Here is a 22,975-nt window from a genome sequence, read left to right on the forward strand (position 1 = left end):
TTGACTAGGATGGGATGGTGTTCCGCATCCTCTTCCACGCCCCCGAGATCCCCGGCAATACCGGCAACGCCATCCGCCTGGCAGCCATCACCGGCGCTGAACTGCATCTGGTGGAGCCCCTGGGATTCGACTTCTCGGACGCGAAGCTCCGCCGGGCCGGCCTCGATTACCACGACCTCGCCGTCGTCACAGTGCACCGGAGCATGGAAGCCGCCTGGCAGCACCTCCAACCGGAACGCGTTTATGCCTTTACGTCGGACGGAACCGCCAGCTACGCAGACATCGCTTACCAGCCGGGAGATGTCCTGATGTTTGGCCGGGAATCCGTGGGCCTGCCACCGGAATTGAAAACGGATTCCCACGTCACTGCCACCGTTCGGCTGCCCATGCTGCCCGCCCTGCGCTCGCTCAACCTCGCCAACGCCGCTTCCATCGCCGTCTACGAAGCCTGGCGCCAGCAGGGATTCGCCGGCGCACGGATCTAGGGCCGCGGGTCCGCTTCACTCCGCCCGGCAGGATGCTGCCGGAATGCGCCGCCAAACAATATTGGGCCCCGGCCAATCCGCCTCCGCAGCTGCGCCGAATAACTCCTGAGAACATTCCACAGCGATTAAGGAGCGGCAGGTGACACTTCTCCGGGAAGGTTCCAGGTCAGGCCACCGCATCCCCGGCGGCACTGCTAAGGATTCATCTCCTGGAGACTTATGCTTGGTAGTGATGGAAACTCCCAACGCGCCTCATTCCGAGGCTCCGGCCACGGTGGCGGAAACGCCGGCCGACGTCAACCAGCGACTTGTTGCCCTGCTGCAGCAGATAGCCGACGGCGACCGTACGGCATTCGCGGAGTTTTACCAACTGACGTCCCGGCGTGTTTACGGTATGGCGCGCAGGGTCCTCGTAGACGCTGAGCTCAGCGAGGACACGACGCAGGAGGTATTCCTGCAGGTCTGGCAGAACGCGGCCAAGTTCGATCCGGCCGCCGGCAGCCCGCTGGCGTGGCTCATGACCATTTCGCACCGGCGTGCTGTGGACAAGGTCCGGTCGTCCCAGTCGGCCACCGACCGTGAAGCCCGGTACGGTGCCAGCACCCAGGACATCGACCATGACAGCGTGTCCGACGAAGTGGGAAGCAGGCTCGAAGCAGAGGCCGTGGTCCGGTGTCTTGGCACGCTGACCGAGACGCAGCAGGAATCGGTTCGCCTCGCCTATTACGGCGGGCTCACCTACCGCGAAGTCGCAGAACGCCTGAACGCCGCAGTTCCCACCATCAAGTCCCGCATCCGCGACGGACTAATCCGCTTGAAGACCTGCCTGGGGGTGAGTTGAAATGACCGAAATGAATAACGGACGCAGCCGCTCTGGCGCCTTCGGCGATACCGTCTCTGCTGACCTCGCCTCCGGCCGTGCTGTTGACCTGGCCGAACTGTACGCTATGGATGCAGTGACGGACGAGGAACGCCGTACCATCGAGCAGTATATTTCAACGGCACCGCCGGCGGAACGGGACTCCTTCGACGAACGCGTCCGCCAAGCCAGGGAAACGCTGACGCGCACGTTCAAGGCGGAGGAAGAACCGCCGGCTGACCTTTTCGACCGGATCACAGCCCAATTGCCGGCGCAGCTGCCCGCCCATTTGCCCGCTCAGGACGCGCGCCGGGACACCGTCGCGCCCGCTCCTTCCGCCGGCTCCGCCTCCTTCCCTGGCGTCGGGGAAGATTCCAATGACGAACTGGCCCGGGCCCGGCAGCGCCGTGAGGAACAGCGCCGTCCGGGTGGCGCCCGCCGCTGGCTCGTCGGAATCGCAGCGGCAGCAGCGATAGCCCTGGGCGGAGTTGGCGTCGGCTCCTACATTGCGGACCAGAACGACCCCCTGAACCAGGTGGTCCGTGCAGGGGACCTCCGGGAGGCCTCGGTGGACGTTGCCGGCGGCGGTACTGCCACCGTCCAGATTTCCTCGTCCCAAGACGCAGCCGTTGTCAGGATGAAAGATGTTCCTGCTCCGCCCGAGGGCAAGGTTTACCAGATGTGGCTGATTCCCAAGGACGGGTCAGCACCTGTCTCGCAGGGGCTGATGGACGCGGAAGCACTCTCCAAACCCGCAGTAGTGGAGGGAATCTCCTCTGCCGCAGCGCTCGGGATCACCGTCGAGCCCGTCGGCGGCTCCGAGTCCCCCACCCTGCCCACCGTCGCCGCCGCCCCCTTGGACGCGTAGCACCGGCCAGCAAAGCATCACAAAGGCGCCCAGCGGAAATCCGGAATGAAAGCCGCGGGGCGCCTTTTGTGTATTCAGAACACCGGTCCCCTAGAAACCAGCTATGGTTCCGGGCCCGTTGACCGCTACTACATGGAACGCTTCAGCGCTGTGCCCGGCGGGAAGCCCGGCACGGGCAGCATTGGCGTGCATGCCCTGGCGTACTGCTGATTCCATGGCCTCGACGTCCGGGTGCTGACTGACGTGTACATGGATGGCGTCGAGTTTGGCGTCCACGTGCTCGGTGACATCAACGAAGTGGTTTTCCCGTTCGTCCGGCCCCGCGTACAGCCAGAGCCACGGAAGCTTGTACGCCTCCAGCCCGGCCTCGGCGAGTTCGGGGTAGGCGAACGGATTTTCCAGCGCCGGATAAACCGCGCGTGTCACGGCCTCCCCCACGGCAAGGTGGTCCGGATGGCTTTTCTGGATCCGCCGCCAGTTCCGTTCCGGATGCATGGCAAGTACGACGTCGGGACGAATTTCGCGGATGAGCTTCACCACTCCACGCATCACCTCGTGCGAAGGTTCGAGGTAGCCGTCACGCTGATGGAGGTAGTGGATGTCGGTCACCCCGACCAGTTCAGCAGCGCGGCGCTGTTCGGCGTCGCGCATGGCAATGATGTCCGCCCGGTGCGCCGGGTCGAAGCCGCCCGCGTCGCCGTCGGTCATGATGCAGTAGCTGACCTGCACACCTGCCGCCGTCCAGGCCGCGATGGTGCCGGCAGCACCGAAATCAATGTCGTCAGGGTGGGCCGCAAAACAGAGCACCCGCCCAATCCGGTCCGTGGCCGGGTTGAACGGGCTCTCCGCCTGCGCAGTGAAGGCAGCCAATAATCAGCCTTTACGCTTCTTGATTTCTGCAGTGGCCTGCGGGAGGACATCGAAGAGGTCCCCGACTATGCCGAAGTCCGCGATCTCGAACACGGGGGACTCGGCGTCCTTGTTCACCGCGACAATGACCTTTGCTGTCTGCATGCCGGCCTTCTGCTGGATGGCACCGGAGATACCTGCGGAAATATACAGCTGCGGGGAAACGGTCTTGCCGGTCTGCCCCACCTGGGCGTCATGGCTGATCCAGCCGGCGTCGGTGGCTGCACGTGAGGCTCCCACGGCCGCTCCCAGTGCGTCTGCGAGTTCCTCGACGGGACCAAAGTCGCCGTCGAGGCCGCGTCCGCCGGCCACCACGATCCGGGCGTCGGTCAGGTCCGGGCGGCCGCTGGCAACCTTCTGCTCGCGGGCGGTGATCCGGGCCGCGGCTTCAGTGCTGCCCACCGGAACGTCAACCGTGACGGTTTCCGGCGTGCTCGGTGCGGCAGCCGGCTCCGGGACCACGTTGTTGGCCTTGAGGGTCAGCACGGACACGGGCGTGGTGGTTTTGCACGCGGTGTTATAGGAACCGGCGAGAACCGACTTGTGGGCTGTTCCGTCAGGGTCCACGGCGACAACGTCGGTAATAACACCGGCGCTAAGGCGGATTCCGAGGCGGGCGGCAATTTCCTTGCCCTCCGGAGAGTTGTCGAGCAGCACGGTGGCGGCCCCGGTGCTTTGCGCTGCGGCCGCAAGGTAAGCGGCCTTGGGTGCCACAAGGTAGTCGTCCAGGTCCTGCGCGGAGGGGCGAAGGACAGCGCTGACGCCGTACTCGCCGAAAGCAGCTGCTACGTCGTTGTGCAGTTCCCCGTTCAGGGCAACAACGCTTTCCCCTAGGGAACGTGCCAGCGTCAGCAGCTCAAGGCTGCTCTTCTTGAGCGAGTTGCCGGGGTTGTCAATAAAAACAAGTACTTTTGCCATGTCGATGTTCCCTCTTAGAGCAGCTTCTGGGCGGCCAGGAAGTCAACCAGCTTGATGCCGGCGTCGCCTTCGTCGGTGATGATGGTGCCGGCGGTGCGCGGCGGCCGTTCCTCGGCATTGGTCACTGTGGTCCACGAACCTGCGTGCCCCACCTGGGCGGGATCCACTCCAATGTCGGCGAGGGACAGGGTGGTGATGGACTTGCGCTTGGCGGCGATGATGCCCTTGAAGTTGGGGTACCGCGGCTCGTTGATCTGATCCGTCACCGACACCAGCGCCGGGAGGGCTGCCTCGACGGTTTCCGAGCTCGTGTCCGCGTCGCGCCGCGCCACGAGCCGTCCGCCGTCCACCTCCAGTGAGGAAGCGAACGTGACCTGGGGAAGGCCAAGGCGTTCGGCCAGCTGCGCGGGGACCAGGGAGGTCTCGCCGTCGGTGGAGGCCATACCGGTAATGATCAGGTCCACAGGCGCATCCTGGCCCAGGTACCGGACAGCTGCCGAAAGTGCCAGTGACGTGGCCGCCGCGTCGGAGCCTGCCAGGGCATCGTCCGTCAGGTGCACGCCCTCGGTGGCGCCCATCTGAAGGGACTTCTTGACCGAGTTGACCGCACCGGCGGGGCCCATGCTCAGTGCGATGACCTGGTTGCCCGCCTTGCTGCCGCCGCGCGCCTCTGCCAGCTGCAGTGCCGCCTCGAGGGCATATTCGTCCAGCTCGGACAGGATGCTTTCATCACGGTCCGTCGTGTAGCCCTCCCCGTTGAGGTGACGGTCGAACTGGGCGTCCGGTACATGCTTGACCAGGACGATGATTTTCAATGTCTTTTCCACTGTATCGACAGCAGCCTTCCATGCTTGTGGACAGCCAGCCGGGTAGGGTCATGGCCGCGGAATGCCCGGCGTACGGGTAGCTCCTAGCTAACCATATAGGCGCACCTGTGCGCCGTCTTCCGTTAACGCCTGTGTCAGCACTCCCTTGACGCCGGTGCCGCCTTCCCCCGCAAGCGCGGAAACAACGACGGCGACGCCCCCTCCCGAAGGTGGGCACGCCGCCGTCGTACTGCTGCTGCGCGGTTGGCGCCGCGTACGGCGCTTAGCTCGCTGCGGTGCCCAGCGTGACGTCGAGCGTCTGTTCCTGGCCGTTGCGCAATACGGTGATCTTCACTTTGGAACCGCCGGGCTGCTCACGGACAGCTGCGGTCAGTTGCTCCGGTTCACCGACTGCAAGGTCGTTGAACCTTGTGATCACGTCACCCACCCTGATTCCCGCCTTAGAGGCTGCCGAGTCCGGTTCCACGGTGGCGACGTCTGCGCCCACAGAGAACTCTGAGGACGCGCTTGTGCCCTTCGGCTTGACGCTGACACCCAGCTGTCCGTGCGAGGCCTTGCCGGTCTCGATGATCTCGTTGGCCACGCGCTTGGCGTGATTGATGGGGATGCTGAAGCCCACTCCGATGTTGCCGCTCGAGGAGGACAGCGAGCCGGATCCGGCCGATGCGATGGCCACGTTGACGCCGATGATCTCGCCGCTGCTGTTCACCAGGGCGCCACCCGAATTGCCGGGGTTGATGGCGGCGTCTGTCTGGATCACGTTGATGGAGATCTGGCCCTGTGCCGCCGATTGCTGGCTCTGGCCGCCGTCCGGAGGCGCAAACTGGAACCCGCCCTCGTCGTCGCCCTCGGCGTTGTCGCCCTCTTCAGGGGCTGCGGCTGAGGCGACGCTGATGGTCCTGTTGAGCGTGGAAACGATGCCATCCGTCACCGTTCCGGTCAGGCCCAGCGGCGAGCCGATCGCAATGGCGGTGTCCCCGACGTTGAGCTTGCCGGAGTCGCCCAGGGTGGCAGGCGTAAGGCCAGAGGCGTTGTCCACCTTGATGACGGCAAGATCTGACAGCGGGTCGGTACCAACCAGTTTGGCGGTGACCACCCTGCCATCGCTGGTGCGGACTTCGAGGGCGGCGTTGGCCGTCTGGCCGTCCAGCGTGACCACGTGCGTGTTGGTGAGGATATGGCCCTGGTCGTCCAGGACGATGCCTGAACCTGTACCGCCGGCGCCGTTGCTTGAAGCGCTAATGGTCACCACGCTCGGTGATGCCTTCAGGGCGGCAGCCGTTATGGCGTTGACATCATCCTGGTTGTTGACGATGACCGTTCCGGGCTGGCTGTTGCTGCTGGTAGCTGAAGCGGAGCCCGGGCTGTCAAAGGCCTCGCCGCCCGCAACGGTCGCTACGCCGCCGCCCACCAGGCCGGCCGCGAGGATGCTGGCCACCAGGGTCCCGACGCCAAATGAAGCCTTCTTGCGTGGGGCATCCTTCGGATTCGGAGCCAGTCCCGGATGACCACCGGGGGCATGGTGCTGGCTCTGGCCGTAGGAGCCGTCGTGGGGCTGGGAGCCGTGGGGTTCATTGTGTGCAGGCTGGCCTGGGTGCTGGCCGGAAGCAGCCTGCCCGTAGAACGGCTGGCGCTGCGGATAGGGCTGGCGCTGCGGGTACGCCGGCCGCGCTCCCGGAAGCTCCTGGGTGGGGTTATCCCCCGGGTTCGTCCGGTCCAGCTGTTCAGTCGGATACTGGCGCGGACCGGGAGCCTCATTGGGCGCGTGTCCCGTGGAACGCGGGGCGGCCGTGCCATCCGCATCCTGAACCTCGCCAGGATTGTTCCCCGGCTGGGTTGAGTGCTGCTGCCAGGAATCCTGCCGCCCCGTGCCGCGGCTCTCCGGAGCGGCACCGGGGGTTTGGTTCTCAGTCATGGGACTTCCTTTCATCCTCGTCTGAATTAACTATGGACTCCCTCCCTGTAACAAGCGCGGATGTTTGCTGAGAGCTTGCTGTGGACTTTTCCGGAGACTGATTTCGCCCTCCCCGCGACGTTTCGCTGGTGGCATATTCGACCCGATGGACGGCCTGTGGGGTGCACCATAGAATCAAGATGATTGCCACAGCGACCTGCGGCTACACACATGCGTGGGGGCGCTGCTGCATTCTGAGACGACCGGTTCGTCCCGAATCGGTGTCAGGCGTGCTGAAGGGTTGCACATGCGGTCAAAGTTCAAACGTATTCTCGCCGTGATCGGCCTTACCGGCCTGCTGGCGGTTCCCGCCGCGGCCGCGTGGGCAGAGGATCCGGTCACCTTGGATCCGGCATCAAAGATAGTCGATTCCGCCGGTGTCCTGGGTTCCCAAAAGGGCGAAGTACAGGAAGCCATCAAGAAGCTCGGCACTGACCACGCGACCGTGCTCCACGTCGTTACGGTCAAGAGGTTCGAAAACCCGGCTGATCGGGAAGCATGGACGGACGCCGTAGCCGAAAAAGCAAGCCTCGGGCCTAACGCCTTGATTTTCGCGGTCGCCACCGATACCCGGCAGTACGTCCTGAATAAGGGCGGCAGCAAGATCACCGCGGCCCAACTCGAGAACATCAAGAGCAAGGCCATTGGTCCGCAGCTGGCTAATGACAACTACGCCCAGGCAGCAATCAACGCTGCTGCGGCAATCGGCGATGCTGCCGGAGGCGGCAGTGGCAACGTCCCTTCAGGTGACGGTGCCGGGGCAGCCGTACTGGTGGGAACCGGCGTGGTTGCCGCAGGCGGTGCGGGCGCATACCTGTACTTCCGGAACAAGCGCAAGAAGGCTGCTGCCCAGGCGTCCAGCGCGAGCTACGGCCCGCAGGGTGCCGAAGTTGATCCACTGGCTTCCCTGAGCGTAGAGGAGCTTCGCCGCAAGAGCGGATCCCTCCTTATCGAGGCCGATGACGCGATCAAGTCCAGCGAGCAGGAACTGATGTTCGCCCAGGCACAGTACGGTGATTCTGCCGTCGGCAACTTCACCAAGGCGCTGGAGGAAGCCAAAGGCCACATGACGGAATCGTTCAAGCTGCAGCAGCAGCTGGACGACCACATCCCCGACACCGAAGAGCAGCAGCGTACGTGGCTGGGTGAGATTATCCGCCGTTCGGAAGCCGCACTCGCCTCGCTCCAGGAGCAGAAGGCAGACTTCGATTCCCTCCGCGAACTTGAGAAGAACGCCCCACGGGCACTGGCAGCAGTCAACGCCGGGGCCCGCGAAGCGGATTCGAAGATCGCCAGCGCTGAGCAGTCCCTCACCGCGCTGAGGGCCAAGTACGCGGAGAGCGCACTGGCGCAGGTTTCGGACAATATCCTGCAGGCCAAGGAACGGCTCGCCTTCGTCCAGAACGCCTCAGCCACTGCGGAGCAGAAGCTGGCTGAGGGCGAAGGAAGCCTGGCCGCCGTTGCTGTCCGCGCCGCAGAAGAGAGCCTGCACCAGACAAACGTCCTCATCGATGCAATCGCCAAAGTCTCGTCCAGCCTGGATGAGGCCCGAAGCGGCCTTGATGCGGCAGTAGTTGACACGTCCCAGGACCTCGCGCAGGCACGGGCCATGATCCAGTCCGGCGCCCATCCCGATCTCGCCGGACCGGTGGCGGCCGTTGAAGCTGCACTGGCCCAGGTCAAGTCAGAGATCCAGGGCGGGAAGATTGACCCCATCGCCACCTTGCAGCGCGTCGAAACGGCACACCAGTCGCTCGACCAGTCACTCAGCGGCATCAGGGACCAGCAGGAACAGGCGCGCCGGGCCCAGGCATCACTTCAGCAGACCATCATGTCCGCCCAAGCCCAGATCAGTGCCACCTCCGACTACATCACTGCCCGCCGCGGCGGAGTGGGAACAGAAGCACGCACCCGGCTGGCGGAGTCGCAGCGCAACCTGGATTACGCGCTGTCCATAGCACGCACTGATCCGGTGACGGCCCTTACCTACGCCCAGCAGGCACACGCACTGGCGGCGCAGGCAGCCCAGCTGGCACAGGCCGATGTTGACCACTTCGACGGCTACGCCAACCAGGGCTACGGCCGCGGCGGCATGTTCGGCGGAGGCGGCGGCGGCGGACTGGGAGGCGCCATCCTCGGCGGCATCCTGATCAACTCAATCCTCAATGGAGGTGGTGGCGGCGGCTGGGGCGGCGGCCACAGCGACGGTGGAGGATGGGGCGGCGGCGATTTCGGCGGCGGAGGAGACATGGGCGGCTGGGGCGGAGACTCCGGCGGCGGTGGAGACTTCTGATCCGTTAGGCACCATCCCTGGCCGGAACGGCACTTGAACCCCTTGGCCTGGCGCCCGGGGCGCAGTACATAAACGTTCACTGATTTCAGTGGTCAACACAGAGCAGGACGAAAGGTAACACCATGGTTAAACAGTCCATTTTCGGTCGAGTCGCGCAGCTGGCAAAGGCGAACATCAACTCCTTGCTGGATAACGCTGAGGATCCGCAGAAGATGCTGGACCAGATGGTCCGGGACTACACCAACAACATCGCTGAGGCGGAGTCAGCCGTCGCGCAGACCATCGGCAACCTCCGTATGCTCGAGGACGACTACAACGAGGACGTCAAAAACTCGCGCGACTGGGGAAACAAGGCCCTTGCCGCATCCCGCAAGGCTGATGAGTACCGCGCCAGCGGTAACGTGTCTGACGCCGAAAAGTTCGACAACCTTGCCAAGGTGGCCCTGCAGCGCCAAATGGCCGCTGAGAATGAGGCCAAGGGTGCAGAACCCAGCATCATGTCGCAGCGCGAAGTGGTGGACAAGCTGAAGACCGGCCTGGACCAGATGAAGGGCAAGCTTAACCAGCTGACCAGCAAGCGCAACGAACTGGTTGCCCGTTCCAAGACCGCAGCTGCCCAGGCACAGGTCCACGACGCCATCAAGAGCATCGACATCATGGACCCCACCAGTGAAGTGGGCCGCTTCGAAGAGAAGATCCGCCGGGAAGAAGCCAAGGTCCGCGGGCAGCAGGAACTCGCCTCGTCGAGCCTTGACGCGCAGTTCAACCAGCTTGAGGACCTCGGTGAGCAGGTGGAGATCGAGGCACGCCTGGCTGCCCTGAAGTCGGGTGGCACATCAAAGCCTGCCATCGGCGCCGCGGGCTCTGCCGCCTCCGACGAGTCCACTGCGACTGAAATCGACTACGACAAGCTCTGACCGCCGGGCGGGGAGCAGCCTCCCCACTAGCACAATAGGAAGGCCGGGACCGTTGCCCCGGCCTTCCTGGTGCCGGGGTGTGTAGCGTGGTGGCATGGCTTCCCCTGACGCAACGTCCCTCGTCTGGCTGCGTGATGACCTCCGCCTGGACGATAACCCTGCGCTGACCGAGGCGGCAGCGCTGGGCCTGCCCTTGACCGTCGTCTTCATCTTGGACGAGGAGTCGGCGGGGATCCGGCCGCTGGGTGGAGCAACCCGGTGGTGGCTTCACCATTCCCTTGCGGCGCTGGCCGCTTCCTTGGAAAACAAAGGTTCGCGCCTCCTTCTTCGCCGCGGGCCGGCGGCAGCTGTGATCAAGGAACTGGCCGCCGAAATGTCTGCCACGCACCTCTTCTGGAACCGGCGTTACGGACTGGCGGAGCGCACCGTGGATGCCGATGTGAAGGCCTGGGCCGGCGGCAACGGCGTTGACGCATCCAGCCACCAGGCAAACCTCCTGTTCGAGCCCTGGACCATTCGCACCGGCGCCGGTGGACCCTACAAGGTGTTCACGCCCTTCTGGCGTGCATGCCTCGCCCACGGCGACGTGCGGGACCCGCATGAGGTACCGCTCCAGCTTCCCTCCCCCGCCCTGGAAAGAGGAGGAGCACTTCCTGCCGGTGAAGAGCTGGACAGCTGGAACCTCCTGCCCCGCTCCCCCGACTGGAGCAGCGGCCTGGCAGACACCTGGGAGCCGGGCGAAAAGGGCGCCCTGCGCCGCCTGGCGGATTTTTTGGACGGACCGGCGGAAGACTACGGAACCGGGCGCAACGTGCCGGGTGTGGAAGGTACCAGCCGTCTGTCCCCGCACCTGCGCTTCGGCGAGGTCAGCCCGTTCAGGGTGTGGCGCGAGATCCGGGAACGGTACCCGCGCAAGATACCGGCCGACGTCGGAATATTCCGTTCAGAGCTGGGCTGGCGGGAGTTCTGCTGGCACCTTCTTTACACGAACCCCGAACTCGCCACCCGCAACTACCGGCCGGAGTTTGACCGCTTTGAGTGGCAGCAGCTCAGCCGTGGCGAGCTGAAGGCGTGGCAACAGGGCCGCACGGGTTATCCCCTCGTTGACGCCGGGATGCGGCAGCTGTGGCAGACAGGCTGGATGCATAACCGCGTGCGGATGGCGGCCGCTTCATTCCTGGTCAAAAATCTCCTGGCGGACTGGCGCATCGGCGAGCAGTGGTTCTGGGACACCCTCGTGGACGCGGATGCTGCCAGCAACCCCGCCAACTGGCAATGGGTGGCTGGCTCCGGAGCCGACGCGTCCCCCTACTTCCGCATCTTCAACCCGGTGACGCAGAGCAGGAAATTCGATCCCGCAGGCAGCTACCTGCGCCAATACATCCCGGAACTTGCCGGCCTTGACGGTAAAGCCATCCACGAGCCATGGAAAGCCGCCGACGCGCCCGGGTACCCGGCGCCGCTCGTTGGGTTGCCGGAGTCCCGGGAGAGGGCACTGGAGACCTACAGCAGGCTCAAGGACTAAGGGCTGATGCGCGGGCCCCCGCCGCGGATTACCGGCTGACCTTGCCCATCAGGGACGCTATCGGCCGCAGGAAGATGGGGCGGGCCAGGAACCAGGCCGCCACCATGACCACAACCGAGGCGAGGAAAACCCAGAACCCGAACCAGCCGTCGTCGTCCCGTACTCCGTACATGTGGTTGAGGTTGCGCAGCGCTCCTGTAGCGAGCACCAGGAAGACGTGCACCACAATGAAGGCAACGAAGTAGATCATCACCGGGAAGTGGACGGCCCGGGCCCATTCAATCGGGTAGGACTTGTTGAGGCCGGTTGCCTTCTTCGGCCACGCAGACGACATCCGGAGGCCCGTGATGAAGGCCAGGGGCGCCGCGATGAAGACCGTCACGAAGTAGGAGAGCAGCTGAAGCGCGTTGTAGTTCACCCAGCCGTTCTCTGTGGGCCAGCTCAGGGAGGCGTACTGCAGGGCGGCGGAGAGCGCATTGGGGAAGACGTCCCAGCTGGTGGGAACAATCCGCATCCACTGCCCGGTGGCAAACAGCAGGACCGCGAACACCAGGCCGTTGAGGATCCACAGGGCGTCCAGCGTGAGGTGGAACCAGAGCTCAAGGCTGATCTTGGTGGGCGGGTTCTTCGTCTTGATCAGGCCCTTGTTGTTGCGGGTCCAGTGTCCGCTGGGGCGCGTGGTGGTCCGCACCTGCCATCCAGTCCGGATGATCAGCAGGAGGAAGAACGCGTTCAGGAAGTGCTGCCAGGCGAGCCAGGCAGGGAAACCCTCGGGCGCCCCAGCCGGCAGCTCCGAATGCCCGGGATAGTCCGCCACGAAGGAGGCGACGGCGGGCAAACCCATCAGCCACTTGGCTATCAACACCACGAGGACCAGCGCCGCAAGGACCGCGGGCACACCCCAATAGAGTCGGGACCGCTTGCCCGCGGCAGTGCCGGGCTTTTTCGTGGGTGTGGACATCGAGCAACATTCCTCTCGAGAATGACTGGCGAAGTGCTCACAATGCGTGAGTCTCTGCGAAAGAGAATACTAGGAACTACCGGCATTCAAGGAAAAAAGAAGGCCCCGTCCGGCTTGTCTGCCGGTCGGGGCCTTCTCATGGTTGCGGGGACAGGATTTGAACCTGTGACCTCTGGGTTATGAGCCCAGCGAGCTACCGAACTGCTCCACCCCGCGTCGCTGAAACAACACTACCCTATTTCCGCGGCGGGTTTTTACACACTGCTTCAGGGCCCCTTTTCGTCCCGAACCCGGGCTCGACGATGAAACCAAAAAGTCCCGGACACTGTTGCCAGCATCCGGGACTTCCGTCAGTTGCGGGGACAGGATTTGAACCTGTGACCTCTGGGTTATGAGCCCAGCGAGCTACCGAACTGCTCCACCCCGCGTCGCAAGAACTACTTTACCGGCCGGTGAACAGCAGGCCAAATCGGGAAGGCGTGATCTCCGTCTCGCCGGACCGGCACCCGCTCCAGGTGGAACGGGTGCCGGGTGCCGCCGTCGTGATCGACTAAAAGGTGATCAGCTGCTGGGTGACGGCGAAGGCGTGGCTTCAGGTGTCGCCGTAGAGGCCGGAGCCGGAGTTGCCTCGGGAACGGCGACTGGGATCTTGTTCTCCGCCTCCAGGGCCCGCTGGAGGGCCGCGGAGATACGCTTCTGCGCCTCACCATAGGCTGCAAAGTCGCCGGCAGCCAGTGCCGCCTGCCCCGCCTGGATTGCAGCGTTTGCCTCATCCAGCGCCGCCCGCAGTTCAGCCTTGGCATCCGCTCCGCCCGGTGCAGTCGGAGCAGCCGGATCTGTGGGTGTCTGGCCGTTGTTACCGGAGTCGCCCGCAGACGCCCCGGAGTCGCCGCCGAAGAGCTGCTTCAGCGCCTCGTCAAGCGTCGGGGCGAACCCAACCTTGTCGCCGAAGGCCACCAGGACGCGCTGCAGCGTGGGGTAGGACGTCTCACCGGTGGACTTCAGGTACACCGGCTGGACGTAGAGGATGCCTCCACCGACAGGGAGCGTAAGCAGATTACCGTTCAGGACGTCAGAGGCCCCCTGGCGGAGCAGGTTAAGGGCCTGCGAAACCGTGGGATCAGAGTTGAACTTGTTCTGCGCCTGGCCCGGGCCGGGGACCTGGATCTCCGGCGGGATCTGCAGCAACCGCAGCTTGCCGTAACTCTCAGCCTTCACACCCGCCTGGTTGCCGGCATCGGAATCGGCGGCCAGGAAGCCGTAGAGGACGTTACGCGCGTTCCCGTTGACGATCTGCGGAATGAACGACGACGTCAGCTGGAAAGCAGGCTTATCCTGGTCCGGCATCTGCAGCGACATGTAGAACGGCGGCTGCTTGACGTCGTTCGTCGAATCAACCGTGGGGTCGTTCGGCACGCTCCAGGCGTCCTTCGTCTGGTAGAAGCTGGACGGGTCCGTCACGTGGTACTCGCCCAGCAGCTGGCGCTGGACCTTAAAGAGGTCCTCCGGGTACCGGACGTGGCTCATGACATCGCCGGACATTTCCGAATAAGGCTTCAGCGACGTGGGGAACACTTTCTGCCAGGACTTCAGCAGCGGGTCCTGATCGTCCCAGGCGTACAGCGTGACCGAGCCGTCGTAGGCGTCGACTGTGGCCTTCACAGAGTTCCGGATGTAGTTGACGGTGCTGTTCGGCAGGGCGACTGCACGGCCGGAAGTGGTCTGCGAATCGGCGGTGGCGTCCGAGAGCTGCTCCTGCTGGGAGTACGGGTAGTACTGGCTGGTGGTGTAGCCGTCCACGATCCACTTCACCCGGCCGTCAACCACTGCAGGGTAGGCGTTGCCGTCCACGGTCAGGTAGGGGGCCACCTTCTCTACGCGCTCACGTGGGTTGCGTTCGTACAGGATCTGCGATTCCGGGTTGACGCCGTCCGAGAGCAGCAGGTCCGAGGACTGGAACTTGATGGAGTACAGCACCCTGTTGAAGAAGGTGCCTACGTTCGGTCCGCCGTTGCCTTCGAAGGTGTACTGGGTCTCGCCCTCACCTGACGGCCTGTCCTGCTCGCGGGGCGGAGCACCGTCCGGTGCACCCACGATTGAGTAGTCCGGCGAGTATTCGCCGAAGTAGATCCGCGGTTCGTAGCTGGAGTCATCGCCCAGCACACCCGTGGAGGGAATGCCTGATTGCAGGAACTCCGGCTTGCCGTCAACGGTGAACTTGTTGCCCTTGGCTGCCACCACGCCGTAACCGTGGGTGTACACAACGTGCTGGTTGAGCCAGCCCTGCTGGTTTGTTTGCACGTTGGTGGGGTTCAGCTCGCGGACGGCGATAACGGTGTCCTGGATCTGCCCGTCCACCTCATAGCGGTCAACGTTGAGGGACTCCGGGAACCGATAGTACGGGCGGTACTGTTCCAGCTGCGAGAACGCGTCCGAGATCAGGTTCGGGTCCAGCAGCCTGATGTTTGCCGTGGTCTGGGCATCCGGCGCCAGCGCGCCGGTGCTCGCGGTGTTGGTGGCATCGTAACGGTCCACCTGGATGGCATCCAGTCCGTAGGCGGCGCGCGTGTTGTCGATGTTGCGCTGGATGAACTCCTTTTCCAGCGTCTCTTCCGAGGGGCGTACCTGGAACTGCTGGATCACCCAGGGGTAAACGCCGCCGGCAAGGATGGACGTGATGACGAGCATCGCCGTGCCGATCACAGGCAGGCGCCACCGGCCGATGACGGCGGCCACGATGAACAGGATGGCGACGAGTGCTGCAGCCACCGCCAGGATGGACTTGGTGGGAATCACGGCGTTCACGTCCGTGTACAGGGCGCCGGCCCAGCGTCCGCTGTTGCTCTGGACAGCCGAATAGCGGTCAAGCCAGAAGTTGATGCCCAGGAGGACCAGGAAGACGGCACCCGTTACGGCGATGTGGATCTGGGCCGCGCGGCTGGTGAAGACGCCCCGTTCCATCAGCCGAATACTGCCGTAGAGGTAATGGGTCAGGATGCCCGCGATGCCGGCAATCACCACCACGCTGATCAGGAACCCGGTCACGAAGCCGAGGAACGGCAGCGTCATCAGGTAGAAGCTGATGTCCAGGTTGAATTCCGGATCCGACTTTCCGAAGGGTTCCTGGTTGAAGAAGAGAAGGACCCTCTGCCACTGGCTGGATGCGGCGCTTCCGGCGAAGAGGCCGAACAGGACCGGCAGGCCCACCATAACCACGCGGCGGACAGGTTCCAGCTGTGCCTGGTAGCGGTTGAGGTTGTCGCGGATTTCCGAGTCCGGGGCGTAGACCGGCCGGGACTGGTAGGCGATGCGGATAGCGTAGAAGACCGCAAGAAACATGATGGCGAACCCTGCAGCGAAGATCCCGATCCGCGCCAGGTTCTCGGTGACGAACACTTCAATAAAGCCGAGCTGCCGGTACCAGAGGACATCGGTCCAGACGTTGGCAAAGAAAATGAAGCCCACAACTACCAGGGCAACAACGATCAGGGTGGGCGTCAGCGCGCCGCGTCTTGAAGGGGGTTTACCTGTGGACATGGTGCTGGCTGGACGGGACAAACTCGGTACCTCATAGCTGGTCGTCAGAATATTCGAAGCGTGCGTGCGAGCGACGTACTTACCGGTCAAACGCTGGTTTCGTCCGTCTTAATTGCCACGAGTGGCAGTAATGCTTAGTTCCTGCCCAGTCTAGTTGCTTGTGCACGCCGGCAGGCCGGATGTGTCCCCGCCGGAACCGGCAAGCTCAACGGCGCGGCGGGCCTCCGCGAGGTTCTCGACCTTGACCACTTGGAGACCGTCGGGAATATTGCCCACCACTTCCCCGCAATTGGCAGCGGGAGCGAGGAAGAGCGTGGCTCCCCCGGACCTTGCACCCTGCATTTTCTGCCCGATGCCGCCTATGGGCCCCACCACACCGTCCGGGGTTATGGTTCCGGTGCCGGCCACGTGTTTTCCTCCTGTGAGGTCCCCCGGAGTGACTGTGTCGATGATGCCGAGCGAGAACATCAGTCCCGCGCTGGGGCCCCCGACTTTTTCGAGCGAAATCTCCACGTCGAAGGGGAACGTGAACAGGTACTTGAGCATGACGCCCAGGATGAAGCGGCCCGTACCGTTGTCTTTAGGGGTAATCACCTGCGTGACCTCTTGGCCATCGCGTTGCACCACCACTGTGGCAGCCGCGCCCTTGCCTGCTGCCAGTTCCCCCTGGATGACGGCGAGGGAGGTAATCTCCTTGCCGTTGATTGTCTTGAGGATATCCCCCGGCTCGATTTTTCCCGCGGCAGCAGAGTCCTCGGAGAGGTCTGCTGCCTGAAGCTGCTGCGCAAAGGGAATGTCCAGCTCGTTGAGGGCCGAGGCCACCGCATTCTCCTGGGACGTTGTCATGGCCACCGAGCTCTGTTCCGCGGCCTCCTCCCTGGTTGTGCCGCTGGGGTAGATCAATTCCTCGGGGTACACGGCTTTTGATGGGTCTAGCCAGGCGGAGAAAGCGCCCAGGACACTCACTGGGCCGTTCGGGCCGCCGCTCACGTAAACGGTGGTCAGGTCGAGGTTGCCCGCTGCCGGATAGGTTTCCCGGCCGCTGACTTTGATGACCGGGCTTCCCTGGCTCTGGCCCAGCGTGTTGTAGGTGGGGCCGGGTGTTTCGACGACGTACGGGACCGGCAGGGTGCCCACCGCGATTCCGAGTCCCAGGGCCGTTACTCCGGCCACCATCATGGCCGAGACTTTCCTGTCCCGGCGCGGCGGACCGCCGGGGAACGGCGGGGTGCCGGCCGCTGGCGAAGAGCCTGCGGCACCTGTTGGCGCGCCGGCTTCAGGGCCGCCTGATTCCCCGTGCCAGGGATCGGAAGGGAGCTCGGCAGCGTGGTCCTCGGAGGGGTGGCCGCCACGGGTTGTAGTCACTGAACCAACACTACGCGGTGCCGGCAGGCGGAGTTCTTTGCCTACAGCGAACGGTAACGCACTCCGGCAGACAGCCGTCCACCACCGGGGTACCGTGAAGGTTGATCAACAGTCACACCGACGATCGGCGGGATCATGACCTCCAACCCACTTAATCCGTCCAACGGCGACGACACCCCCAAGGACCCGTTGACAGAGATGCTGCAAAACCTGATGGGCGGCAAGGGGATGGAGAATTTCGACCCTGCCGAGCTCGCAAAGGCTGCCGGCCTTCCCAACGACCCCAACCTCCTGGCCCAGATGTTCTCCCAGGTCCAGGCCATGATGAGCGCGCCGTCCGAGGGCCCGGTGAACTGGAAGCTGGCCCACGAGAATGCGCGGCGGGTCGCGGCCGGCAGCGCGGATCCATCGGTCACCTCACAGCAGTCCCGCGAAGTGGACGAGGCCCTGCGGCTCGCTGAACTGTGGCTCGACCCCGTCACGGATCTTCCTGCCACCGGCCTGATTGGCCGCGCTTGGTCCAGGGCGGAGTGGGTGGAGGCGACCCTTGGCACCTGGAAGAGGCTGACCGAGCCGGTCGCCAACAGCATCGCCAATGCGCTCTCCTCCGCAATGACCGAGCAGATGCCGGAGGAGATGAAGTCCATGATGGGCGGAGCCTCGTCCATGCTCCAGAACATGGGCGGCGCCATTTTCGGCATGCAGCTGGGGCAGGCCATCGGCGCCCTCTCCACGGATGTGGTCAGCTCCACCGACATTGGAGTTCCCCTCGCCGATCTTGAGATGGCCCTGCTGCCCCTGAACGTCGCCGCTTTCGGCGAAGGGCTTTCCCTGCCCGAGAACGACATCCGGCTCTTCCTCGCTGTTCGGGAAGCGGCCCACGCCCGGCTCTTTGTCCAGGTTCCGTGGCTGCGGGGCCACCTGCTTGGCGCCATCGAGGCCTACGCACGGGGAATCCATATTGATACCTCCCGCATTGAGGAACTGGCGCGGGAACTTGATCCCGGCAATCCGGAGGGCATCCAGGAAGCCTTGTCGCAGGGCGTATTTATGCCTCAGCGGACGCCCGCCCAGGACCAGGCGCTCGAGAAACTGGAAACGGCGCTCGCCCTGGTGGAGGGATGGGTGGACGAACTTACTGCTGCGGCCACCGAGAATGTTCTTCCGTCAGCGGGCGCTCTTCGCGAAACCGTTCGCCGCCGCCGTGCCACCGGCGGCCCGGCCGAGCACGCCTTCGCTTCGCTGGTTGGTTTGGAGTTGCGCCCCCGCCGGCTGCGGGATGCTGCCACACTGTGGGCCACGCTGAAAGAAGAACGTGGCATTGAAGGCCGTGACGCAATCTGGCACCACCCCGACCTGCTGCCCACCGCCGAGGACTTGGACGATCCCCGCGGGTTCAGCGGACGCCGGAAGCTGGCGGAAGCCAGCGACACCGAGGTGGACGACGCCCTGCAGAAGTTGCTGAGCGGCGGGTTTGACGACTCCCCCTCCAGCGGAAACGAAGACGCCGACGGCGGCCAGGACGGGAAGCCGGCCGAGGATCCGGATGCCGATGGGCAGGACGGCGGGCCTAAAAGCTAAGCCGGTCTAGTCGGCGTCGTCCGTCCAGCGCTCCCCGCCTGGGCGGACGGCACCGGTTCCGCCCCTCGTTTCGCTGCCCGGAAGGCCGCGGGCCATTGCGAAGGAAACCCCTTCCAGGAATGCTTTCGCCCGCCCGGTCTCCGGGTAGGCCGCCAGCAGCTTCCAGAACGCCGCATTATGGCTGGCCACCAGGAGGTGGGCGAGTTCATGGAGCAGTACATAATCGATGACCCACTGGGGCATGGGGCGGAGCTTGTCCGAGAGACGGATAGTGCCGTCCGCCGGGGTGGCCGAACCCCACCGTGAGTTCTGGTTGCTGACCCAGCGTACCGACGCCGGCACGGCCTTTCCGCTGAGGTACTGCTCGGAGAGCCGGACTGCCTGGGCAGCCAGGGCGGCGTCCGAAGCAGGGCGCTTCCTGCCGGAAGCTGACCGCCGTTCCCCCTGCCGGTGCAGCTTGGCCAGCATCCGCTGGACCCATTCCTTTTCCTGGGCTGCTGTGAACCGCGCCGGAATGGCTACCACGGCGGTCCCGTTCTCCCAGAAGGCGGCGACAGTCCGGGTCCGGCGGGCGGAGCGCCGCACCTCGACCGGGGCGCCGCCCTCGGTGGTGATCACAGCGAGGTGCTTTCCACCAGGACCCGCAGAACGTCTTCCCCGTAGCGTTCCAGCTTTGACGGTCCCACTCCGGCAAGCGCCGCAAGTTCTTCCAGGGAGGCCGGCCGGGCTTCGGCAATGGCCGTGAGCGTTGCGTCGGTGAACACCACGAAGGCGGGAACGTCGGCGGCGAGGGCCACCTCGCGCCGCCAGGTCCGCAGGGCGTCAAAGGTCTGTTCCTCGTAGCTCGGCGGGCAGGCGTTGCACCGCCCCACCTTGCGTTCCGCACCGGTGGCCAGCATGCTGCCGCAGACCCTGCAGACAGCCGGGGCGGCTGCCTTGCGGCGGGGCGCGGGCCCCTTGCCCCTGATATTTGAGCCGGCAACGGAATCCGGGCGCAGGCCGTCCAGGAACCTGGAGGGCTTGCGGTTGGCCCGGCCGCCGGGAGTCCTGGCCGTAGACCAGGACAGTGAGAGGTGTTCGCGCGCGCGGGTAATCCCCACGTAGAGGAGCCGCCGCTCCTCGTCCACGGATTCCGGAGAGTCTGCAAAGGAAATGGGCATCAAGCCTTCGCTTAGTCCCACCAGGAACACCGCGTCCCATTCCAGGCCCTTGGCCGCGTGCAGCGAGGCGAGGGTCACGCCCTGCACTGTGGGTGCATGCTGGGCCAGCGAACGCTCCTGGAGCTCGTTCACAAAGTCGGCCAGGCCAAACTCCGGTCCCCGGGTCTGGACGAGTTCGTCCGCGAGGGCTACCAGCGCCGCGAGGGACTCCCAACGTTCACGGAGCGCACCGCCGTTGTGGGGTGCTGCCTCGGTATAGCCAAGGGAAGCGACGATGTCCCTGACCAGCTGGCCCAGCGGTTCCGGCGACTCCGTCGAGACTGCCCGGGTGGCTGCCCGCAGCTGGAGGATGGCATCGCGTACTTCCTTGCGGGCAAAGAAGCGCTCTCCGCCACGCAACTGGTAGCCGATGCCGGCGGCAGCAAGAGCCTGTTCATAGGCCTCGGACTGCCCGTTAGTGCGGAACAGGACAGCCACCTCGCTGGCTGGAGTGCCGGCGTCGAGCAATGCCTTGATCTTTTGCGCCACTGTGGCGGCTTCCGCTTCATCGTCCGAGCACTCGGTGAACTGGGGGGCAGGCCCGGCCGGCCGCTGGGCCACGAGCTGGAGCGGAGCGGCCCAGGCGGCATCAGCGGCGGCTCCGCTGCTCCGCCTGCCGGCGAGGAGATCGTTGGCGAGCTTTACCACCTGGGGCGTGGAGCGGTAGTCCCTGATCAGTTTCACCACGTTGGCTTGCGGATAGCGGGCCTTGAATTCCAGGAGGTGCTTCGGAGAGGCCCCGGTGAACGAATAGATGGTCTGGCTGGCATCCCCCACGACGCACAGTTCGTCCCTGCCTCCCAGCCATAGTTCAAGGAGCCTTTGCTGCAGCGGGGAAACGTCCTGGTACTCGTCCACCACAAAGTGCCGGTACTGCTCGCGGACGGTGGCGGCAACCTTCTCGTCCTCCTGCAGGATGCCTACCGTGATCAGGAGGACGTCCTCGAAGTCGATGACATTGCGGTCCGTCTTAACATCCTCGTAGGACTGGAAGACCCGGGCGACGGCGGTGAGGTCGAAACCGCCCGGCGCTCCCCGGTCCTGCGCGTTTTCCAGGTAGTTGGCGGGCGTCAGCATGGAGACTTTGGCCCACTCAATTTCCGAAGCGAGGTCGCGGATCGAGGCCCTGTCAGTGCTCAATCGAAGCCGGCGGGCTGCCTCGGCGAGCATCTGGGCTTTGTGGTCCAGCAGGTTGGGCAGCGTCCCGCCGACAGCCTGCGGCCAGAAAAACTGCAGCTGGCGCAGGGCTGCTGCATGGAAGGTCCGGGCCTGGACGTTGCCTGCGCCAAGGTCCCGCAGCCGGCTGCGCATTTCTGCCGCCGCGCGGGCAGTAAAGGTCACGGCCAGGAGCCGCTGGGGAGTGTAAACACCTGAGTGCACGCCATAGGCGATGCGGTGTGTGATGGCCCGGGTTTTTCCCGTGCCGGCGCCGGCTAGAACGCACAGCGGTCCGTTGAGCGTGCTGGCAACCTCGCGCTGCTCGGCGTCCAGGCCGCCCAGGATCCGGTCCTCCAGGGACGCTGCGCCGTCAAAATTTTCTGTAGTCACTTTGCTGCTTTTTCGTCTCGACTACCGCGTGCTGGAGTCTGATGGATAAGTAGGGCTTCAGGCGCCAACCCGGTCCTGAATCCGTCCGCCGTACCAGTGCTCAATCAGGGAGCGGGCAATCGACAGCCGGCTGGAGATGGTGATTTCACCGCTGAGCACAGCCTCCTGGAGTTCCTCCCGGCTGAACCAGCGCGCCCTGGTGACCTCCACGCCGTCGGGCGTTGCCTCGGCGTCTTCGGTGACGGCGGTAAATCCAAGCATAAGGGAGGCCGGGAAGGGCCAGGACTGCGAGCCAAGGTATTGGCAGGCAGCAACCCTCACTCCCACTTCCTCATGGATCTCCCGTACCACTGCCTGCTCCAAGGATTCCCCCGGTTCCACGAACCCCGCCAGGGTTGAATAGTTCCTGGCATCACGGGCCCCGCCGCCGCCCAGGAGCAGCCGGCCGTCCGGGCCCACGACGGTAACGATGATTGCGGGATCGGTCCGCGGGTAGTGTTCAGACGAATCGGCCGGGCAGCGCCGCACCCATCCCCCGGCTTCCACGTCCGTGGGAGAACCGCAGCGCGGACAATGCGTGTGCGTGGCATGCCAGTTGGCAATGGCACTGGCTTCAACAAAAAGGGCAGTATGTGTTGGACTCAGCCCGGCGGCAACGTCACGGAATCCTGCCCACGAAGCATCAGAGGGTATCCCGGCAGTTCCAGGCTCCACCGCTTCCGCCAGGACGAAAAGCAACAGTTGGGTACCCGGCGCAAGGTCCGAATCGGGCAGGGCGGAACCAAGGTAGACCGTCAGCTGTGGCGCCGTACCTGCGGCGGCCAGTTCCGTAAGGAGTGGCCGGGCCGCCGACGTGAACAGCCCGCCGGCATGGATCAGCCCCTGCCTGCCGGAGAGGACGACCGCCACCGTGTCTGGTTTGGCGAGGAGTTCCTCCACCATTCCCGGTTGCGCCCGGGCGACGGATCCGCGGTCAACCAGCGCGGGGGGCACCGGGAGTACCGTGTCCATGAGGTGGTTCGCCGGCAGCCGGGCCGCCTTGCCCAGGTGGACCGGTGTTGCAGACTCCGTGTGGCTCATGTGTCCACCGTACTGACTGGGGCCGACAATTGATATTTGGGGTACACGTCCCCGTGGCCGGGCTCCCCTGCCTACCCTGATTTGGACTATATCTGAAGACTCGCCGTCCTTGGACCGGTGTCTTGGACTGCACGCAATCTACCGTGGAA

17 protein-coding genes and 2 tRNA genes are annotated in these 22,975 nt (G+C 64.7%); 7 read left to right on the top strand and 12 right to left on the bottom strand.

The features are described 5' to 3' along the window. Window positions 1–17: 17 nt before the first annotated feature. From AC5RV1_RS05750 to AC5RV1_RS05760, 3 genes are all read left to right on the top strand, one after another. The gene (locus AC5RV1_RS05750) at window positions 18–485 is read left to right on the top strand and encodes a tRNA (cytidine(34)-2'-O)-methyltransferase (protein WP_493947180.1); all 468 of its coding nucleotides are present in this window, start codon (window positions 18–20) and stop codon (window positions 483–485) included. A gap of 232 nt (window positions 486–717) precedes the next feature. Next, window positions 718–1,326, top strand: a complete 609-nt coding sequence (gene sigK / locus AC5RV1_RS05755) for an ECF RNA polymerase sigma factor SigK (RefSeq protein WP_493946645.1) — start codon at window positions 718–720, stop codon at window positions 1,324–1,326. A 1-nt stretch (window position 1,327) separates the two neighbouring features. Further along, window positions 1,328–2,212: an anti-sigma factor gene (locus AC5RV1_RS05760; RefSeq protein ID WP_493946646.1), complete on the top strand. Its 885-nt coding sequence runs from the start codon at window positions 1,328–1,330 to the stop codon at window positions 2,210–2,212. Between the two features lie 90 nt (window positions 2,213–2,302). Here AC5RV1_RS05760 and AC5RV1_RS05765 read toward each other — a convergent pair whose 3' ends face one another. The 4 genes from AC5RV1_RS05765 to AC5RV1_RS05780 all read right to left on the bottom strand — a co-directional run bounded on the left by AC5RV1_RS05765 (window position 2,303) and on the right by AC5RV1_RS05780 (window position 6,781). Further along, window positions 2,303–3,082 (bottom strand): PIG-L deacetylase family protein, encoded by a 780-nt coding sequence (locus AC5RV1_RS05765; RefSeq protein ID WP_493946647.1) that lies wholly within the window; start codon window positions 3,080–3,082, stop codon window positions 2,303–2,305. A 3-nt stretch (window positions 3,083–3,085) separates the two neighbouring features. Next, complete coding sequence (locus AC5RV1_RS05770; protein WP_493993845.1) at window positions 3,086–4,039, bottom strand: electron transfer flavoprotein subunit alpha/FixB family protein; 954 nt, start codon at window positions 4,037–4,039, stop codon at window positions 3,086–3,088. A 14-nt stretch (window positions 4,040–4,053) separates the two neighbouring features. Then, window positions 4,054–4,854, bottom strand: coding sequence for an electron transfer flavoprotein subunit beta/FixA family protein (locus AC5RV1_RS05775; RefSeq protein WP_163162895.1), 801 nt, complete (start codon window positions 4,852–4,854; stop codon window positions 4,054–4,056). Window positions 4,855–5,128: 274 nt separating this feature from the next. After that, a complete protein-coding gene (locus AC5RV1_RS05780; RefSeq protein ID WP_493993846.1) occupies window positions 5,129–6,781 on the bottom strand; it encodes a S1C family serine protease in 1,653 nt (550 codons plus the stop codon). 286 nt (window positions 6,782–7,067) lie between these two features. Between AC5RV1_RS05780 and AC5RV1_RS05785 the strand changes: the two genes are divergently transcribed. The 3 genes from AC5RV1_RS05785 (at window position 7,068) to AC5RV1_RS05795 (ending at window position 11,555) form a co-directional block, all read left to right on the top strand. Next, the gene (locus AC5RV1_RS05785) at window positions 7,068–9,113 is read left to right on the top strand and encodes a TPM domain-containing protein (RefSeq protein WP_493946650.1); all 2,046 of its coding nucleotides are present in this window, start codon (window positions 7,068–7,070) and stop codon (window positions 9,111–9,113) included. Between the two features lie 122 nt (window positions 9,114–9,235). Further along, window positions 9,236–10,030, top strand: a complete 795-nt coding sequence (locus AC5RV1_RS05790) for a PspA/IM30 family protein (RefSeq protein ID WP_493946651.1) — start codon at window positions 9,236–9,238, stop codon at window positions 10,028–10,030. A gap of 94 nt (window positions 10,031–10,124) precedes the next feature. Continuing rightward, the gene (locus AC5RV1_RS05795; protein ID WP_493993847.1) at window positions 10,125–11,555 is read left to right on the top strand and encodes a cryptochrome/photolyase family protein; all 1,431 of its coding nucleotides are present in this window, start codon (window positions 10,125–10,127) and stop codon (window positions 11,553–11,555) included. 28 nt (window positions 11,556–11,583) lie between these two features. Here the strand turns inward: AC5RV1_RS05795 and AC5RV1_RS05800 are convergent, their stop codons facing one another. The 5 genes from AC5RV1_RS05800 to AC5RV1_RS05820 form a co-directional block, all read right to left on the bottom strand. Beyond that, a complete protein-coding gene (locus tag AC5RV1_RS05800) occupies window positions 11,584–12,516 on the bottom strand; it encodes a cytochrome b/b6 domain-containing protein (RefSeq protein ID WP_493993848.1) in 933 nt (310 codons plus the stop codon). Between the two features lie 139 nt (window positions 12,517–12,655). Further along, a tRNA-Met gene (locus AC5RV1_RS05805) sits at window positions 12,656–12,732 on the bottom strand. A gap of 138 nt (window positions 12,733–12,870) precedes the next feature. Continuing rightward, window positions 12,871–12,944 (bottom strand) — tRNA-Met (locus AC5RV1_RS05810). A 133-nt stretch (window positions 12,945–13,077) separates the two neighbouring features. Further along, on the bottom strand, window positions 13,078–16,053 hold the full coding sequence (locus AC5RV1_RS05815) for a UPF0182 family membrane protein (RefSeq protein ID WP_493993873.1): 2,976 nt from the start codon (window positions 16,051–16,053) through the stop codon (window positions 13,078–13,080). Between the two features lie 150 nt (window positions 16,054–16,203). Continuing rightward, window positions 16,204–17,418, bottom strand: a complete 1,215-nt coding sequence (locus tag AC5RV1_RS05820; RefSeq protein WP_493993849.1) for a YlbL family protein — start codon at window positions 17,416–17,418, stop codon at window positions 16,204–16,206. A 135-nt stretch (window positions 17,419–17,553) separates the two neighbouring features. Between AC5RV1_RS05820 and AC5RV1_RS05825 the strand changes: the two genes are divergently transcribed. Further along, window positions 17,554–18,999, top strand: coding sequence for a zinc-dependent metalloprotease (locus tag AC5RV1_RS05825; RefSeq protein WP_493993850.1), 1,446 nt, complete (start codon window positions 17,554–17,556; stop codon window positions 18,997–18,999). A gap of 6 nt (window positions 19,000–19,005) precedes the next feature. On the opposite strand, the gene AC5RV1_RS05830 is transcribed toward AC5RV1_RS05825, so the two are convergent. From AC5RV1_RS05830 to nudC, 3 genes are read right to left on the bottom strand one after another with little or no spacing between them, the layout of a single operon-like run. Continuing rightward, window positions 19,006–19,617 carry a M48 family metallopeptidase gene (locus AC5RV1_RS05830; RefSeq protein ID WP_493993851.1) on the bottom strand — a complete coding sequence of 204 codons (612 nt, stop codon included), beginning with the start codon at window positions 19,615–19,617 and terminating at the stop codon, window positions 19,006–19,008. After that, window positions 19,614–21,746, bottom strand: coding sequence for an ATP-dependent DNA helicase UvrD2 (locus tag AC5RV1_RS05835; RefSeq protein WP_493993852.1), 2,133 nt, complete (start codon window positions 21,744–21,746; stop codon window positions 19,614–19,616). Before AC5RV1_RS05835 ends, AC5RV1_RS05830 begins: the two co-directional genes overlap by 4 nt. 57 nt (window positions 21,747–21,803) lie before the next feature. Beyond that, window positions 21,804–22,826 carry an NAD(+) diphosphatase gene (gene nudC / locus AC5RV1_RS05840; RefSeq protein ID WP_493993853.1) on the bottom strand — a complete coding sequence of 341 codons (1,023 nt, stop codon included), beginning with the start codon at window positions 22,824–22,826 and terminating at the stop codon, window positions 21,804–21,806. Window positions 22,827–22,975 lie beyond the last annotated feature (149 nt).

The sequence above is a fragment of the Arthrobacter sp. Hb9-2 genome (genome assembly GCF_059091165.1).

Bases quoted from the DNA above. Each gene is read 5' to 3' on its own strand.
- AC5RV1_RS05780 (WP_493993846.1), bottom strand. From the start codon at position 6,781: ATGACTGAGAACCAAACCCCCGGTGCCGCTCCGGAGAGCCGCGGCACG.
- AC5RV1_RS05770 (WP_493993845.1), bottom strand. From the start codon at position 4,039: ATGGCAAAAGTACTTGTTTTTATTGACAACCCCGGCAACTCGCTCAAG.
- AC5RV1_RS05825 (WP_493993850.1), top strand. From the start codon at position 17,554: ATGACCTCCAACCCACTTAATCCGTCCAACGGCGACGACACCCCCAAG.
- AC5RV1_RS05800 (WP_493993848.1), bottom strand. From the start codon at position 12,516: ATGTCCACACCCACGAAAAAGCCCGGCACTGCCGCGGGCAAGCGGTCC.
- AC5RV1_RS05790 (WP_493946651.1), top strand. From the start codon at position 9,236: ATGGTTAAACAGTCCATTTTCGGTCGAGTCGCGCAGCTGGCAAAGGCG.
- nudC (WP_493993853.1), bottom strand. From the start codon at position 22,826: ATGAGCCACACGGAGTCTGCAACACCGGTCCACCTGGGCAAGGCGGCC.
- AC5RV1_RS05815 (WP_493993873.1), bottom strand. From the start codon at position 16,053: ATGTCCACAGGTAAACCCCCTTCAAGACGCGGCGCGCTGACGCCCACC.
- sigK (WP_493946645.1), top strand. From the start codon at position 718: ATGGAAACTCCCAACGCGCCTCATTCCGAGGCTCCGGCCACGGTGGCG.
- AC5RV1_RS05795 (WP_493993847.1), top strand. From the start codon at position 10,125: ATGGCTTCCCCTGACGCAACGTCCCTCGTCTGGCTGCGTGATGACCTC.
- AC5RV1_RS05760 (WP_493946646.1), top strand. From the start codon at position 1,328: ATGACCGAAATGAATAACGGACGCAGCCGCTCTGGCGCCTTCGGCGAT.
- AC5RV1_RS05785 (WP_493946650.1), top strand. From the start codon at position 7,068: ATGCGGTCAAAGTTCAAACGTATTCTCGCCGTGATCGGCCTTACCGGC.